This window comes from Streptomyces sp. bgisy130 (assembly GCF_057708345.1).
Window position 1 is genome coordinate 62,891 of record NZ_JBYISA010000008.1, and the last position, 15,318, is coordinate 78,208.

Consider the following 15,318-nt stretch of genomic DNA (forward strand, 5'->3'; position numbering starts at 1 on the left):
CCGGAGCGCTTCTCCCCACCCCCGGTGGGCGGTTGTGCGGAGCATCCACCCGAGCCACTCTCTCCCCGCCGAACCCCATACGGCAGGATGGCAGTTCGCGCCGGGACGTCCACGGATGTCCCGGCGCCTTCACAGCCCTAGAGATAAGCAGGTGGCATGGTGACGAGACATCACATCCGGCTCATAACACGTCCGCTCCTTCCGGTCGCGGGAGGAGCCGGCCGGTGAACCGCGCTGTGACACTGCACGACCTGATCGTGGCCGGCGCGGCGCTGGCCGCCGGCATCGTGGCCGGCCTGCTGCTGCGGGTGGCCCTGCGATGGCTGGGCAAACACGCGCTCAAAACCCGGTGGAGCGGGGACGACATCCTCGTCGACGCACTGCGGGCCGTGGTGCCCTGGGCGGCGATCACGGGTGGCCTGGCGGCGGCGGCCGCGGCGCTGCCGCTGACGGAGACCGTCGGACACACCGTCAACCGGTCGCTGATGGTGCTGCTCATCCTGGTCGGCACGCTCACCGCGGCCCGGGTCATCACCGGCGTGGTGAAGTCCCTTGCGCAGTCCCGGTCCGGAGTGGCCGGATCGGCCACCATTTTCGCCAACATCACCCGCATCATCGTGCTGGCGATGGGCTTCCTGGTGGTCCTCCAGACCCTGGGCATCTCCATCGCCCCGCTGCTCACTGCGCTCGGCGTGGGCGGCCTCGCGGTCGCCCTGGCGCTCCAGGACACCCTCGCCAACCTCTTCGCGGGCGTGCACATCCTCGCCTCGAAGACCGTGCAGCCCGGTGACTACATCCGGCTCAGCAGTGGTGAGGAGGGCTATGTCGTCGACGTCAACTGGCGTAACACCGTGGTGCGGCAGCTCTCCAACAACCTGGTGATCATCCCCAACACCCAGCTGGCCGGCACCAACATGACCAACTTCACCCGCCCGGAACAGAAGTTGACGATCCTGGTGCAGGTGGGCGTCGCCTATGACAGCGACCTCGGCCATGTCGAGCGGGTCACCATGGAGGTCATCGAGGGCGTGATGAAGGACGTCAACGGCGGTGACCCGGACCATGAACCGGCCGTCCGTTTCCACACCTTCGGCGACTCCCGGATCGGTTTCACGGTGATCCTGGGCGTCGGCGAGTTCAGCGACCAGTACCGGATCAAGCACGAGTTCATCAAGCGTCTGCACCAGCGCTACCGGGACGAGGGCATCCGGATTCCCTCCCCGGCACGCACCGTGGCACTTCAGAAGCCGGACGAGATCGTGATTCCGCATCAGCGCGATCTGTCGGACCGGCGCGACATGTCGGACCAGCGCGATCTGTCGGGCCCGCTGCCTCCGGTGCCGTAGCCGCGCGGCACCACGGCGCCGTGCAGCACCACGGCGCCGTGCGGCGCGCGTACGACGGCGGAGCCCCGGCCCGGTGAAGATCACCGGACCGGGGCTCCGCCGTCGGCCCCACCCCCACCCCACCTTCCGAGGGAGCCCAGCACCGTGTCAGAAGAATTAACCGTCGTGCCCATCGCCCATGTGGTCGGCGGACGCGTGGAACCGACCGATGACTACTGGGGCGCCTCCCGCTCCGTCCTCCGCATCGACCCCGAGCGCTACACCGAGGAATCGGTGGTCGGCCTGGACGCGTTCTCCCATATCGAGGTCGTGTTCCTCTTCCACCTGACCGACCCCGGCGATCTGCCCCCCGAGCTGCGACGGCCCCGGGGCAACCCGGACTGGCCCGTGGGCGGCACGTTCGCCCATCGCAACATGCGGCGGGTGAACCGGCTGGGTGTCTCGCGGTGCCGCCTGGTCGCGGTGGACGGCCTGGACCTCCATGTGGAGGCACTGGACGCGGTGGACGGCACGCCGGTGCTCGACATCAAGCCCTGGTTCAGCGTGATGGGCCCGCAGGGTGCGGTCCATGAGCCGGCCTGGCCGTCGCAGATGCTGGCCGACTACTACTCCACCCCGCCCGCATAGGTTCCCGGGGGAGCCCGGGCCGAGGAGCCCGGGAAACGATCAAGGGCCTTGCTTCAGTGATCCGAAGCAAGGCCCTGACCTGGGCTGAAAGCCCTTACTGCACCGTCGGGACGACAGGATTTGAACCTGCGACCCCTTGACCCCCAGTCAAGTGCGCTACCAAGCTGCGCCACGTCCCGGTGCTCGTGCCGGCCGGAGAACTCCCGGCCGGGGCGTGCAGAAGAAAAATACCCTGTCCCGGGCCATGAATCCAAAGCGGGTGCTCGCAGACGTCCTCCCGGGCTCGCGGCGGGGCCACGGCTGTCATGGTTCGATGGCCTTATGGGTGAAATGTCGGCGAAGAACGACCTCCGGGTGCGCCGGGTGTACGAGCCGCCGGATCCGGCGGACGGGGCGCGGGTGCTGGTCGACCGGCTGTGGCCGCGCGGGCTGTCGAAGGCGGATGCGCAGCTCACCGAGTGGTGCAAGGACGTGGCGCCGTCGTCGGAGCTGCGGCGCTGGTTCCATCACGAGGAACCGCGGTTCGCCGAGTTCGCCGAGCGGTATCGCGCGGAGCTGGCGCGGGAGGAGGTCCGGCCGGCGCTGGACGGGCTGCGGGAGCGGGCCGCGCAGGGGCCGCTGACCCTGCTGACGGCCACCAAGGATGTGTCGGTGAGCCATGTGAACGTGCTGATCGAGGTGCTCCAGGAGGGCTCCTGAGGCTCCGCGCCTGGCGGCTGAGGCTCCGCGCCACGCCGACGACCCGCCGCTGACCTGCGTATTCATCCACGCGTTGACGAAACATACGGTGGAGTGCATACTTATACCCATCAGCGAATGCACCGTAAGGAGAAACCCGTGACCGAGCGCGTCGTACTCGCCTACTCGGGCGGCCTGGACACCTCTGTCTGTATCGGCTGGATCGCCGAGGAGACGGGCGCCGAGGTCATCGCCGTTGCCGTGGACGTCGGCCAGGGCGGCGAGGACCTGGACGTCATCCGCAAGCGTGCGCTCGACTGCGGTGCGGTCGAGGCCGAGGTCGCGGACGCCAAGAACGAGTTCGCCGACGAGTACTGCCTCCCGGCGATCAAGGCCAACGCCCTGTACATGGACCGCTACCCGCTGGTCTCGGCGCTCTCCCGGCCGACCATCGTCAAGCACCTGGTGGCCGCCGCGAAGAAGCACGGCGCCACCACCGTCGCCCACGGCTGCACCGGCAAGGGCAACGACCAGGTCCGCTTCGAGGCCGGTATCTCCTCCCTCGCCCCCGACCTGAAGTGCATCGCCCCGGTCCGCGACTACGCGATGACCCGGGACAAGGCGATCGCGTTCTGTGAGGAGAAGAACCTCCCGATCGCGACCACCAAGAAGTCGCCGTACTCGATCGACCAGAACGTCTTCGGGCGGGCCGTGGAGACCGGCTTCCTGGAGGACATCTGGAACGCGCCGATCGAGGACGTCTACGAGTACACCGAGAACCCGGCGACCCCGCGCGAGGCCGACGAGGTCATCATCACCTTCAAGGAGGGTGTCCCGGTCGCCCTCGACGGCAAGCCCGTCACCGTCCTCCAGGCGATCCAGCAGCTCAACGAGCGGGCCGGCGCCCAGGGCATCGGCCGGATCGACATGGTCGAGGACCGGCTGGTCGGCATCAAGTCCCGTGAGGTGTACGAGGCGCCCGGCGCGATCGCGCTGATCACCGCGCACCAGGAGCTGGAGAACGTCACCGTCGAGCGCGAACTGGCCCGCTACAAGCGGCAGGTCGAGCAGCGCTGGGGCGAGCTGGTCTACGACGGCCTGTGGTTCTCGCCGCTCAAGCGGGCCCTGGAGGGCTTCATCGACGAGGCCAGCCAGGCGGTGTCCGGCGACATCCGGATGACGCTGCACGGCGGCCGCGCGGTCGTCACCGGCCGGAAGTCCGACCAGTCGCTCTACGACTTCAACCTCGCCACGTACGACACCGGCGACACCTTCGACCAGTCGCTCTCCAAGGGCTTCATCGAGCTCTTCGGAATGTCGAGCAAGATCGCGGCCAAGCGCGACCTGGCCTGAGCCCGGCTCGTTACCTTCGTACACCGACCGCCTCCCTGCCTTCGCGGCCGGGAGGCGGTCGTACACCACAGCAGCCTTGAGGAGCAGCAGTGAGCAGCAACAGCGGTGACGTCCGGCTCTGGGGCGGCCGGTTCGCCGACGGCCCGGCAGCGGCGCTGGCCCAGCTGTCGGCGTCCGTCCACTTCGACTGGCGGCTGGCCCCGTACGACATCGCGGGCTCCCGTGCGCACGCCCGGGTGCTCCACAAGGCGGGCCTGCTCACCGAGGACGAGCTGACCCGGATGCTCGCCGGGCTCGACCAGCTCGCCGCGGATGTCGCCGACGGCTCGTTCACCGGCACCGTCGCCGACGAGGACGTGCACACCGCCCTGGAGCGCGGGCTGCTGGAGCGGCTCGGCCCGGACCTCGGCGGCAAGCTGCGGGCCGGCCGGTCGCGTAACGACCAGGTCGCCACGCTCTTCCGGATGTACCTGCGGGACCACGCCCGGATCCTCGGCGGGCTGATCGCCGACCTCCAGGAGGCGCTGGTGGGCCTCGCCGAGACCCACCCGGACGTGGCGATGCCGGGCCGCACCCACCTCCAGCACGCCCAGCCGGTGCTCTTCGCCCACCATGTGCTGGCGCATGTGCAGTCGCTGTCCCGGGACGCGGAGCGGCTGCGGCAGTGGGACGACCGCACCGCCGTCTCCCCGTACGGCTCGGGCGCGCTGGCCGGCTCCTCGCTCGGTCTCGACCCGGAGGCGGTCGCCGCCGACCTCGGCTTCGAGCACGGCTCGGCGGGCAACTCCATCGACGGCACGGCCTCCCGTGACTTCGCCGCCGAATTCGCCTTCATCACGGCGATGATCGGGGTGAACCTCTCCCGGATCGCCGAGGAGATCATCCTCTGGAACACGAAGGAGTTCTCCTTCGTCACGCTCCACGACGCCTTCTCCACCGGCTCGTCGATCATGCCGCAGAAGAAGAACCCGGACATCGCCGAACTGGCGCGGGGCAAGTCGGGGCGCCTCATCGGCAACCTGACCGGGCTGCTGGCCACGCTCAAGGCGCTGCCGCTGGCGTACAACCGTGACCTCCAGGAGGACAAGGAGCCGGTCTTTGACTCCTGCGACCAACTGGAGGTGCTGCTCCCGGCGTTCACCGGGATGATGGCCACCCTGACGGTCAACCGCGAGCGCATGGAGGAGCTGGCCCCGGCCGGCTTCTCGCTGGCCACCGATATCGCGGAGTGGCTGGTCAAGCAGGGTGTGCCGTTCCGGGTGGCGCACGAGGTCGCGGGCGAGTGCGTCAAGGAGTGCGAGGCGCACGGCATCGAGCTGGACCAGCTCACCGATGAGCAGTTCGCGAAGATCTCGCCGCATCTGACCCCCAAGGTCCGCGGCGTGCTCAACGTCCCCGGCGCGCTCGCCTCGCGCAGCGGCCGCGGCGGCACCGCACCCTCGGCGGTGGCGGTCCAGCTCGCCGAGGTGCGGGCCGACCTGGTCACGCAGCAGGAGTGGGCGACGGCCAAGAAGGCCACCGAGCTGGGCTAGTCGGCAGAGGCAGACGATGCGGCCCGCCCCCGGATTGACCGGGGGCGGGCCGCCGTCGTGTGCGTGGGGTGCGTCCCGGATGAGACATTGACGTCTCATTCGGCTAGTGTGTGTCTCATGGCCGTGGACCGTGAACGTGTACTCAAAGAAGCCGCCGCGTTGCTCACGCGGCGGGCTTCGACACCGATGGACGAGATCGCCCGCGCCGCGGGCATCAGCCGCGCGACCCTGCACCGGCACTTCGCCGGGCGGGACGCGCTGATCAGAGCGCTGGAGGACTACGGCATCGCACAGTGCGGGCAGGCGATGGACGCGGCCCGGCTGGACGAGGGGGACGCCGCCGACGCGCTGCGCCGGCTGATCGCCGAAACCGAACCGGTCGCCGCCGTAGTGTCCTTCCTCTTCACCGAGAACCAGCTCTTCGAGGACGGCGAGATCAACGCCGGCTGGGCCGAGCTCGACGCCCGCCTCGCCGCGCTCTTCCGACGCGGCCAGGAAGAGGGCGGCTTCCGGATCGATCTGAGCGCCGCCTGGCTCACCGAGGCGTTCTACGGACTGATCGGCGCCGGCGCCTGGGCCGTGCACGAAGGGCGGGTCGCCCGTAACGACCTTCACCACTCGATCGCCGAGCTGCTGCTCGGCGGCATCCGACGGAGCATGGAGAAATGACCGAGACCATAGCGTCAGGACCGGCGGGCTCGGCCCATGTGGACGACCAGCCCCGGCCGGGCCGCTGGCTCGCACTCGCCGTCCTCGTCCTCGCCGTCCTCCTGGTCGGCGTCGACGCCACGGTCCTCGGCCTCGCCACCCCCTTCCTCAGCGAAGACCTCCAGCCGTCCGGCACGCAGCTGCTGTGGATCGGTGACATCTACTCCTTCGTCATCGCCGGTCTGCTGGTCTCCATGGGCAGCCTCGGCGACCGCATCGGCCGCAAGAAGCTGCTGCTGCTGGGGTCCGTGGGCTTCGGCGCGATGTCGGTGCTCGCCGCGTACGCCACCACGCCCGAGATGATGATCCTGGCCCGGGCACTTCAGGGCGTCGCCGGTGCGACGCTGATGCCGTCCACGCTGGCGCTGATCCGCAACCTCTTCCACGACCCCAAGGAACGCAGTCTGGCCGTCGGCATCTGGGGCGCCATGGCCTCGGCCGGTATGGCCGTGGGACCGGTCCTCGGCGGCTTTCTGCTGGGGCACTTCTGGTGGGGCTCGGTCTTCCTGATCAACCTGCCGGTGATGGCGCTGCTGGTGGCCGTCGGTGCCAAGGTCATCCCGGAGTCCCGCAATCCGGATCCCGGCCCCTGGGACATCCCCAGCGTCCTGCTGGCCCTGGTGGGCATCGTCAGTGTCGTCTACGCCATCAAGGAAGCCGCGGTGCACGGCTACCGCTGGGACATCGCCCTGGCGGCCGTCATCGGTGTGCTCGCCCTGTTCGTGTTCGTCCGCCGGCAGCTCACCCTGCCCTCGCCGCTGCTGAACATGAAGCTCTTTCACCACCGGGGCTTCTCCGGAGCGGTGCTGGCCGATCTGCTGACCATCCTCGGACTGTCCGGGCTGGTCTTCTTCCTCTCCCAGTTCCTCCAGATGGTGCAGCTGCGCTCGCCGCTGAACGCCGGGCTCGTCGAACTCCCGGCGGCGGTCGGCGCGGTGGGCGCCGGTCTGGCCGCCGGCTGGGTCGCCCGGCGGCTGTCGGTACGGCTCGTGGTCGCCGGCGGCCTCGCCGTGGTCGGACTCTCGCTGGTCGGCTGCACCACGCTGCACGCCGACACCGGCACCGCCGCGATGTGCGTCATCCTCTTCGTCGTCGGCGTCGGCGCAGGATTCTCGTTCACCGTCACCGCCGATGTGATCCTCTCCAGCGTGCCCAAGGAGGAGGCGGGCGCCGCCTCCGCGGTCTCCGAGACGGCCTACGAACTGGGCGCCGCGCTCGGCATCGCCCTGCTCGGCTCCATCGTGACCAGCATCTACCGGGGCTTCGCCGTGCCGCCGGGGATCCCGGGAGCCGCCACCGCCGCCGCCCGCGAATCGCTCGGCGGCGCCGTCGAGACGGCCGGCCAACTCCCCGCCGACCAGGGCGCGGCGCTGGTCAGCGCCGCACAGGACTCCTTCGTCGCGGGTGTGGACGTCGCGGCCGGGGTGGGCGCGGTGGTCCTGCTGTCCGCCGCGGGGGCCGCGTGGTTCCTGCTCCGCGGCCAGGAGCTGGCGAGCGGCCCGGCCCCGGCCGGGCCCGCGGAGCTCTCCACGGCCGGCGCGAAGCCGGGGAGCGACTCCGGCCCGGTGGCCGGCGGCCCGGCGGAACGCCCGTAACGCGGTACGGCCGCTCCGCCGGACGGCGGGCACCCACCGCGCCCCAGGGCGTGTCCTGTGGATCACGGTCCCCGCGCGCGCCATGATCCACGGGACACGCCCCGGGGGCGACTGTCCCCCGCCCGTTCACGCCCGGTACGCATCACGGTGACCGGCCGTCCGGAGCGGCTTGCTTGACTCTCCCGTCGTCCCCTCACGGACGGCCCGCTCAGGAGAGTGACGCAGTGCGCGACATCGGACGACGCTCCTTCTTCACCGCCGCGGGGGCCCTGGCCACCGCGAGCGCCATCGGCAGCAACGCCTACGCCACCGGCCACGCCCGCGACGCGGCCACCGCCGACGAATACGTCGACGTCCAGCTCCTCAACATCACCGACCTGCACGGCTATCTCCAGGGCGCCCCGGGCGCCCACTCGATCATCACCGGCGCCGGCGGAAAGACCTACACCGTGGGCGGCGTCGCCTATATGGCCGCCCACCTGGAGCGGTTGCGCGCCGGCCACCGCAACTCCCTCTTCTTCGCCCCCGGCGACCTCTTCTCCGGCTGGGAGTTCGACGCCGCGACCTTCGCCGACGAGCCCACCATCGAGGCGCTCAACGCCATGGGCCTGGACTTCGCCTCGGCCGGCAACCACGAGTTCGACAAGTCCGCGAAGTTCCTCACCGCACACATGGAGGACGGCGACAGCTTCCCCGTCGTCGGCCGCGACGACGCCTTCGTGGACTCCACCGGCCGCCGCTTCCGGGGCGCGAAGTTCCCCTACTACAGCGCCAACACGGTGTGGAACGGGAACGGCGAGCTCGTGCTGCCGCCGTACAACATCGAGTACGTGGACGCCGGCGGCGGCCGCCGGCTGCCGGTCGGCTTCATCCATCTGACCGCCATTGGCACCGAGTCCTTCCCCGGCTCCTACCAGCCGGGACTGCGCACCCTCGACGAGCTGGAGACCGCCAACCGCTGCGCGGCGGAGCTCCGGTCCCGCGGTGTCCGGGCGATCGTGCTCAGCATGCACGACGGCGCGGTGGCCGGCGGCGCCTTCTCCAGCGGCAGCAACCCCTCCGGGCCCGCCTACGAACTGGCGCTGCGCGCCTCCCCGGACATCGACGCCATCGTCACCGGCCACTGGCACACCGCCTTCACGATGATGCTGCCCGACCCCGACGGCGTGCCCCGCCCGTTCGTCGAGGCCGGCTGCTACGGCCAGCTCGTCAACGAGATCAATCTGCGCCTCGACCCCGACACCGGGGCGGTGATCCGGGAGCTGACCACCGCCACCAACCACCCCAACACCCGGGACGTCACACCGGACCCGGAGCTCAAGTCGATCGCCGGCTACTGGGCGGACTACGGCAGCCGGCGCGCCCGCAGCCGTCTCGGCACCCAGACCGCCTCCTTCACCCGGCGGCGCAACGCGGTGGGGGAGAGCACCATGGGCAACCTCGTCGCCGACTGGGCCCTGTGGGCGGGCCGGCAGCCGCTCGACCCGACGGCCGATCCCGCCGACCACCCCAACACCCCCGCGGACCTCGCCGTCATCGCGGTCGCGCCACGCGTCGGCCAGACCGTGATCGCCGGCGATCTGATCCGTAACGAGGAGACGGGCGGCACCGTCACCTTCGCGCAGGCCTGGAACTCCGTCGGCTTCGGCGACCCGATCATGACCGTCACCGTCACCGGCCGGCAGCTCCACGACGCCCTGGAGGAGCAGTGGGCCCCGACCGCCGGCGGCGGCCTCGGCTTCTCCCCGCTGGCCGTCTCCGCCAACGTCCGCTACACCTTCGATGCCGCGGGAGCGGTCGGCCGGCGGGTCGACCCGGCCGAGGTGTTCATCGACGGCACCGCCCTCGACCTCACCCGCCGCTACCGGCTCGCCGCTCCCTCCTACACCCTCATCAACCAGGACGGCTTCAGCGCCTTCACCGGCTTCACCGCACCGGTCCGGCACACCCGTGACTTCGAGAGCTTTGTCTCCTTCGTCCGCGCCAAGAAGCAGCTGGCGCCCGCCCCGTTGAACCGGGTGGCGGTCAAGAACGCGGGGGTGCCCGGCGCCCGCACCGGCACCATCACCCAGCGTCAGCAGCTGCTCCAGCCCGACGGCAGCATGGTGCCGCGGCCCGAGGCGGCCCTGCGTACGGCGCTGACCGGCGGCGCCGAGGGTCAGCGCGCCCCCGGCGGCTTCCGGGTGCCCTGCTGACCCGCCCGCACCGCAGCGGACACGCAACGGGCCCCATCCGGAGAACGGATGGGGCCCGGCGAACGTCGGTCGGGTCAGGCGGCCCTGGCCTTGGTGGCGTAGATGTCGACGTACTCCTGGCCGGACAGCTCCATCACGTCGCTCATCACCTCGTCGGTGACGGCGCGCAGGACATAGCGGTCGCGGTCCATACCGTCGTAGCGGGAGAAGTCCAGCGGCTCACCGAAGCGCACCGTCACCGGCGCGATGTGCGGACGGCCCTTGCCGCCGGGCTGCACCTTGTCGGTGCCGATCATCGCGAACGGGACGACGGGCGCACCGGTCATCAGGGTCAGCCGGGCGATGCCGGTACGGCCGCGGTACAGGCGGCCGTCGGGGGAGCGGGTGCCCTCCGGGTAGATGCCGAAGACGCTGCCCTCCTCCAGGACCCGGCGGCCGGTCATCAGCGCCGCGACCCCGCCGTGCCCGCCGTCGCGGTCGACCGGGATCATGCCGGCGCTGGTGAAGAACCAGGCCATCAGCCGGCCCTTGACGCCCTTGCCGGTGACGTACTCGTCCTTGCCGATGAAGTACACCGGGCGCTTGACCACCAGGCTCAGGAACAGTGAGTCGATGAAGGTGACGTGATTACCGGCCAGGATCACCGGTCCGGTCGCCGGAATGCGCTCCATGCCCTCGACCTTCGGGCGGTACAGGACACGCATGACGAATCCGAGAATCGCCTTCAGCACAATGCGGGACAACGGGCCCTCCGGGTCGTGACTGGTCGATGTCAAGCGCACGCAGAACTCTGCGCAGCCAAGGACCATACTCGCGGGTTACTCCCGCGCGCACATCGGGTTCACGAGGTCGATACGCACAGTTGACGTGTGTTACCACCATCTTCCCCCCGATGTTGTCGTCCGTCTCCCCGGCATGGCCCGTCCGTGCCTACGATCGGCCGGGTTCCGTGGGCCGGTGTGCAACACGCCTCACCGCATGCCGGAAAACACCCGGAAGCACCCGGAAGATCAGCGAATGCCTCAGACAAGGAGCGTGCGCATGCACAAGCGCCAGCAGCCGGGACGGCGGACGGTACTGGGGGCCGCGGCCCTCGGCGCGGGAGCGGCGGTGTTCGGCGGAGCCGGCCAGGCGAGCGCGGCCGGGCGGGCCGGGACGCCCCAGGAACTGCCGGTACCGCTGATCGTCGGCCACCGCGGCGCCAGCGGCTACCGGCCCGAGCACACCTTCGGCTCCTACCAACTCGCCCTGGACATGGGCGCGGACGTCATCGAGCAGGACCTCGTCCCCACCAAGGACGGGCATCTGGTCTGCCGTCACGAGAACGACATCACCGCCACCACCGATGTCTCCGCGCACCCCGAGTTCGCGGACCGCAAGACCACCAAGACCGTGGACGGGGTGAAGCTGACCGGCTGGTTCACCGAGGACTTCACGCTCGCCGAACTCAAGACGCTGCGCGCCAAGGAGCGCATACCGGGCACCCGGCAGCACAACACCCTCTACGACGGGGTGTGGGAGGTACCGACCTTCGAGGAGGTGCTGCGGTGGGCCGAGCGCGAGGGCCGCGAGCGGGGCCGCCGTGTCTGGCTGCACATCGAGACCAAGCACCCCACGTACTTCCGCAAGCTGGGCCTCGGCCTGGAGGAGCGGCTGGCCAAGGCGCTGCGCGCGCACGGCCGGCACCGCAGGAACTCGCCGAACTTCCTTCAGTCCTTCGAGCCCAGCAGCATCCAGCGACTGGACAAGCTCGTCGACTGCCCCAAGGTCGTGCTGCTGTCCACGCTGGACTCCCGGCCCTGGGACTTCACCGAGGCGGGCGACCCGCGCAAGGTCGCCGACCTGATCAAGCCCGAGGGCCTGAAGTGGCTGGCCGGTTTCGCCCAGGGCATCGGGCCGGACCTGACCGTGATCATCCCGCGGGACAAGGACGGCAAGCTCGGCGAGCCCACGTCCGTCGTCAAGGACGCGCATGCCGCCGGACTGGTCCTGCATCCGTATACGGTCCGCAACGAGAACAGCTTCCTGCCGGCCGACTACCGCCGCGGCACCGACCCGAACGCCTACGGTGACGCCCTCGGGGTGTTCAAGGCGTACCTCGGCACCGGAATCGACGGTCTGTTCTCCGACAACCCCGACACCGCGCTGCTGGCCGCCGCGGAGTTCCGCAAGGGCTGACGCCGGCCGCGGACCGCCCTCGCGGCACCGCCCGGCCGCCCGGACCGGCGCCGTCTCCCCGGCATTCTCATCTGAGTTGGGAATGTCACAGGGGAGCTCGGTGCCGGTCCGTTCCGCTTGTCCCGATTGCCTGCGCAGAATGCTCGCGGCGAAGATTGCCGCCGCCCTCCGCCGGGGATTCCGGAAGAGGCGGTGTCAGCACCGCCATGGCGGCGCCCGGTACCCCACGGCGCCGTCGGTCAGGGCACATCGTTCCGGGCGCACCCCTCTCACCCTCAGCGCGCCCGGACCAGCGAACCGAATAGGGGAGGCATACGCGCATGGGCACGAGTGTGACCATCTCTGCGGCGACCGACCAGGACGCCGAGCAGATCCTCAAGCTCCAGTACCTCTGCTACCAGCAGGAAGCCGCGCTGTACGACGACTACGGCATCGAGCCGCTCACCCAGACGCTTCAGGCGCTGCGCGCCGAACTCGGCGAGGGCTGCGTCGTGGTGGCGCGGCTCGGCGAGGAGGTGGTCGGCGCCGTGCGCGGCACGGTCGACGAGGACGGCACCGGGCGGATAGCCAAACTCATCGTGCACCCGCGGATGCAGCGGCACGGCCTGGGCGGACGGCTGCTGGACGCCGTCGAGGGGCGGCTGGCGGCCGAGCGGTCGGCCACCCGCTTCCGCCTGTTCACCGGCCACCGCAGCGAGGGCAATCTGCGGCTCTACCGCAGCCACGGCTATGTGCCCGTGGGCACCGAGCAGCGCACCCCCCGGCTGAACGTGGTCACGCTGGAGAAGGAAGTACCCCAGCCGGCCGGCGCCGGCGAGCTCGTCGCACAGGCATAGCGCGGGAGCGGACCCGCCCCCGGGCGGAGCGGGTCCGCCTCGGGCCGTCCCCGTCGGAGCAGATATCAGAGCAGATAGAGGAAGACCCCGGGTGCCGCGCCGCTGCCGCCCGTGGTGGTGAGCGTGAGGGTGACCGCGCCCGCGGGCTGGCCGGGCGCGACGGCCGCGACCCGGGTGTCGGACAGCACGGCGAACGTGGCCGGGACGCTGCCGAAGGTCACCTCGGTGGTCGTCGCCAGCGCGGTGCCCGTGATGTCGACCAGCGTGCCGCCGGCGGGCAGCCCGGTCGCCGGGCTGAAGTCGGTGACGGTCGGCGCGGCCACGAAACCGAAGGTCCCGGACGCCGTGGCGGTGCCGCCCTGCGCGGTGACGGACAGGGCCACTTCGCCCTCCGCGTGGGCCGGGCTGACGGCCGTGAGCTCACTGTCGGAGAGCACCGTCGGCGTCACGGCGGTGTCCCCGAACAGCACGGACGTGGCGGTGGTGAGGTTGCGTCCGGCGAGGGTGACGGTGCTGCCGCCCGCCAGGGGTCCGGACGCCGGTGAGACATCGAGGATCACCGGGGGGAGGACGTAGTAGAAGGGCACCGGATTGCTGGTGCCTCCCGGCGTGGTCACCGTGGTAGCGACCACACCGGCTCCCGAGGGGGCGACCACCGACACCGAGGTGGGCGAAGTGGCCGTGATGACGGCCGGTTCGGTTCCAAACCGCACCGCCGTGGCCCCGGTGAGACCGGTGCCGGTGAGCGTCGCCGTGAAACCGCCGCCGGTGGAACCCTGGTTCGGACTGATCGGCATCTTCCGCTCCGTTTCCGCGCCGGCGAACCCCTGAACGCCTGTCGGACTCCAGTGAGCCAGGGCGCCCGGCCGGGAGCGAGGCGCGGCCCCGCTCTTCACCCGGATGGCGCAGCTCGCTCACCGGGCGGATTCAGGCCGTCGTTCGCTCCGTACGCGAGCGGCGCAGCCACAGCAGCCCGGTGACGGGCAGGAAGACCGGGATGAAGAGGTAGCCCATGCCGTAGTCGGACCAGACCGTGGCGTCGGGGAACGCGGACGGGTCGAGCAGCGTCCAGGTGCCGATGCCGAACACCCCGAGCAGCTCCAGCGCACAGCAGGCGAATGCGGCCCGGCGGGCGCCCTCGCCACCGCGCACCAGCGAGAAGGTGATGAACCCGTAGACGACCGCGGAGCCCGCCGAGAGGCCGTACGCCAGCGGGGCCCGGTCGAACTGGGCGATGAGCTGGTACAGCGAGCGGGAGGCGGCCGCGACGGTGAAGATGCCGTAGAGCGCGACCAGCAGCCGGCCGGGGCCGGTGCCCAGGGAGCGGCGGGCCGGGCCGGCCTCGGTGGGCTGTGTGGTCCCCGTGGTCTCAGGCACTGCCGCCTCCCCAGATGTCGAACAGCCGCACTTCCAGGACGGCCAGCACCACGGCGCCCGCCGCGACGGTGGCCGAACCCCAGCGGGTGCGCTCCGAGAGCGACATGAAGCCGGTCGCCGGGACAGAGGCGGCGGCCCCGAGCAGATACGAAACGAAGAGCGCGGTGCCCTTGTCCGGCGACACTCCGCGGGACAACTGCACGACGGCGATGACCAGTTGGACGATGCCGAGCAGCGACACCAGGCCCATGCCGATGAAGTGCCAGTCCTTGGTGGGCTGGTCACGGAACGCCGCGAAGCCGCACCAGGCGGCGAGGGCGAGAGCGGTCACCGCGACCGCGATCGTCAGCGCGTCGATCACCGGGGCCTCCGGGCGGCGTGGCCGCGCGCCGTGGGGTTGTGGGGCATGGGGCGATGCTAATCGGCGGCGGGCGAGCGGCCGTGCCCGGCCCCACCGCGGTCCCTGCGCCCGCGCGAGGCGCCCCGGCTCCCAGGCCCGGCTCCCGGGCCCCGGCCACGCGGCCGGGACGCCGACCGTGGCGTTGACCACAGCGCACCGGGCCCCGCGCCGTCCGCCTCTCGCCCCCTCCCTCCGCGCCCTTCCGCATCAGCGCAGGCCACGGACCGGTCGAGGGAGATCGTTTCCGCCGGACGGGGCGCTGTCCACGGGTTGGTCGGTGGTGTCCGCAATTCGGACTGGCTTGATCGGGCCGTACCGCTGTCTGGTTTACTGCCCGCATGACCACGACGAGCTACCGCACCCCTGCGACCGAGGCGTACCAGACGCCCGGTGCTCGTTGCATGTGTCGAATGTGTGACCGCTGAGGGCCCCCGCCTGAGCCTCGCGCCCCGAAGCGAGACCCTGCCATGAGCCGTACGTCGGCCTCCCGACG

At 70.9% G+C, this 15,318-nt stretch carries 14 protein-coding genes and 1 tRNA gene; 10 read left to right on the forward strand and 5 right to left on the reverse strand.

The window, feature by feature from the left end; translation table 11 throughout:
- Positions 1 to 224: 224 nt before the first annotated feature.
- On the forward strand, positions 225 to 1,346 hold the full coding sequence (locus tag AC3EUV_RS13405; RefSeq protein WP_435602982.1) for a mechanosensitive ion channel family protein: 1,122 nt from the start codon (positions 225 to 227) through the stop codon (positions 1,344 to 1,346).
- Positions 1,347 to 1,490: 144 nt separating this feature from the next.
- Positions 1,491 to 1,973, forward strand: a complete 483-nt coding sequence (locus AC3EUV_RS13410) for an SAM-dependent methyltransferase (protein WP_432144924.1) — start codon at positions 1,491 to 1,493, stop codon at positions 1,971 to 1,973.
- Positions 1,974 to 2,078: 105 nt separating this feature from the next.
- On the opposite strand, the gene AC3EUV_RS13415 is transcribed toward AC3EUV_RS13410, so the two are convergent.
- Positions 2,079 to 2,152, reverse strand: a tRNA-Pro gene (locus tag AC3EUV_RS13415).
- 142 nt (positions 2,153 to 2,294) lie between these two features.
- On the opposite strand from AC3EUV_RS13415, the gene AC3EUV_RS13420 reads away from it, so the two are divergent.
- From AC3EUV_RS13420 to AC3EUV_RS13445, 6 genes are all read left to right on the forward strand, one after another.
- Positions 2,295 to 2,672: a DUF488 domain-containing protein gene (locus AC3EUV_RS13420; protein WP_432144925.1), complete on the forward strand. Its 378-nt coding sequence runs from the start codon at positions 2,295 to 2,297 to the stop codon at positions 2,670 to 2,672.
- 138 nt (positions 2,673 to 2,810) lie between these two features.
- Positions 2,811 to 4,004: an argininosuccinate synthase gene (locus AC3EUV_RS13425; RefSeq protein ID WP_432144926.1), complete on the forward strand. Its 1,194-nt coding sequence runs from the start codon at positions 2,811 to 2,813 to the stop codon at positions 4,002 to 4,004.
- Positions 4,005 to 4,093: 89 nt separating this feature from the next.
- Entirely contained in the window at positions 4,094 to 5,536 is a 1,443-nt protein-coding gene (gene argH, locus AC3EUV_RS13430) for an argininosuccinate lyase (RefSeq protein ID WP_435602983.1), read from the forward strand.
- Between the two features lie 117 nt (positions 5,537 to 5,653).
- A complete protein-coding gene (locus AC3EUV_RS13435; RefSeq protein WP_387249729.1) occupies positions 5,654 to 6,205 on the forward strand; it encodes a TetR/AcrR family transcriptional regulator in 552 nt (183 codons plus the stop codon).
- The gene (locus tag AC3EUV_RS13440; protein WP_432144928.1) at positions 6,202 to 7,839 is read left to right on the forward strand and encodes an MFS transporter; all 1,638 of its coding nucleotides are present in this window, start codon (positions 6,202 to 6,204) and stop codon (positions 7,837 to 7,839) included. The genes AC3EUV_RS13435 and AC3EUV_RS13440 overlap by 4 nt, the downstream gene beginning before the upstream one ends.
- A 224-nt stretch (positions 7,840 to 8,063) precedes the next feature.
- The gene (locus AC3EUV_RS13445) at positions 8,064 to 10,034 is read left to right on the forward strand and encodes a bifunctional metallophosphatase/5'-nucleotidase (protein WP_435602984.1); all 1,971 of its coding nucleotides are present in this window, start codon (positions 8,064 to 8,066) and stop codon (positions 10,032 to 10,034) included.
- A 74-nt stretch (positions 10,035 to 10,108) separates the two neighbouring features.
- On the opposite strand, the gene AC3EUV_RS13450 is transcribed toward AC3EUV_RS13445, so the two are convergent.
- On the reverse strand, positions 10,109 to 10,777 hold the full coding sequence (locus AC3EUV_RS13450; RefSeq protein WP_086720378.1) for a lysophospholipid acyltransferase family protein: 669 nt from the start codon (positions 10,775 to 10,777) through the stop codon (positions 10,109 to 10,111).
- Positions 10,778 to 11,075: 298 nt separating this feature from the next.
- On the opposite strand from AC3EUV_RS13450, the gene AC3EUV_RS13455 reads away from it, so the two are divergent.
- The gene (locus AC3EUV_RS13455) at positions 11,076 to 12,212 is read left to right on the forward strand and encodes a glycerophosphodiester phosphodiesterase (RefSeq protein ID WP_432144930.1); all 1,137 of its coding nucleotides are present in this window, start codon (positions 11,076 to 11,078) and stop codon (positions 12,210 to 12,212) included.
- 320 nt (positions 12,213 to 12,532) lie between these two features.
- On the forward strand, positions 12,533 to 13,048 hold the full coding sequence (locus AC3EUV_RS13460; RefSeq protein WP_432144931.1) for a GNAT family N-acetyltransferase: 516 nt from the start codon (positions 12,533 to 12,535) through the stop codon (positions 13,046 to 13,048).
- A 65-nt stretch (positions 13,049 to 13,113) separates the two neighbouring features.
- Here the strand turns inward: AC3EUV_RS13460 and AC3EUV_RS13465 are convergent, their stop codons facing one another.
- The 3 genes from AC3EUV_RS13465 to AC3EUV_RS13475 all read right to left on the reverse strand — a co-directional run bounded on the left by AC3EUV_RS13465 (position 13,114) and on the right by AC3EUV_RS13475 (position 14,786).
- Positions 13,114 to 13,845: an IPT/TIG domain-containing protein gene (locus tag AC3EUV_RS13465; protein ID WP_432144932.1), complete on the reverse strand. Its 732-nt coding sequence runs from the start codon at positions 13,843 to 13,845 to the stop codon at positions 13,114 to 13,116.
- Between the two features lie 130 nt (positions 13,846 to 13,975).
- On the reverse strand, positions 13,976 to 14,425 hold the full coding sequence (locus tag AC3EUV_RS13470) for a hypothetical protein (RefSeq protein WP_432144933.1): 450 nt from the start codon (positions 14,423 to 14,425) through the stop codon (positions 13,976 to 13,978).
- Positions 14,418 to 14,786, reverse strand: a complete 369-nt coding sequence (locus AC3EUV_RS13475) for a hypothetical protein (RefSeq protein WP_432144934.1) — start codon at positions 14,784 to 14,786, stop codon at positions 14,418 to 14,420. Before AC3EUV_RS13475 ends, AC3EUV_RS13470 begins: the two co-directional genes overlap by 8 nt.
- Between the last annotated feature and the right edge of the window lie 532 nt (positions 14,787 to 15,318).

Bases quoted from the DNA above. Each gene is read 5' to 3' on its own strand.
- AC3EUV_RS13440 (WP_432144928.1), top strand. From the start codon at position 6,202: ATGACCGAGACCATAGCGTCAGGACCGGCGGGCTCGGCCCATGTGGAC.
- AC3EUV_RS13455 (WP_432144930.1), top strand. From the start codon at position 11,076: ATGCACAAGCGCCAGCAGCCGGGACGGCGGACGGTACTGGGGGCCGCG.
- AC3EUV_RS13420 (WP_432144925.1), top strand. From the start codon at position 2,295: ATGGGTGAAATGTCGGCGAAGAACGACCTCCGGGTGCGCCGGGTGTAC.
- AC3EUV_RS13435 (WP_387249729.1), top strand. From the start codon at position 5,654: ATGGCCGTGGACCGTGAACGTGTACTCAAAGAAGCCGCCGCGTTGCTC.
- AC3EUV_RS13460 (WP_432144931.1), top strand. From the start codon at position 12,533: ATGGGCACGAGTGTGACCATCTCTGCGGCGACCGACCAGGACGCCGAG.
- AC3EUV_RS13465 (WP_432144932.1), bottom strand. From the start codon at position 13,845: ATGCCGATCAGTCCGAACCAGGGTTCCACCGGCGGCGGTTTCACGGCG.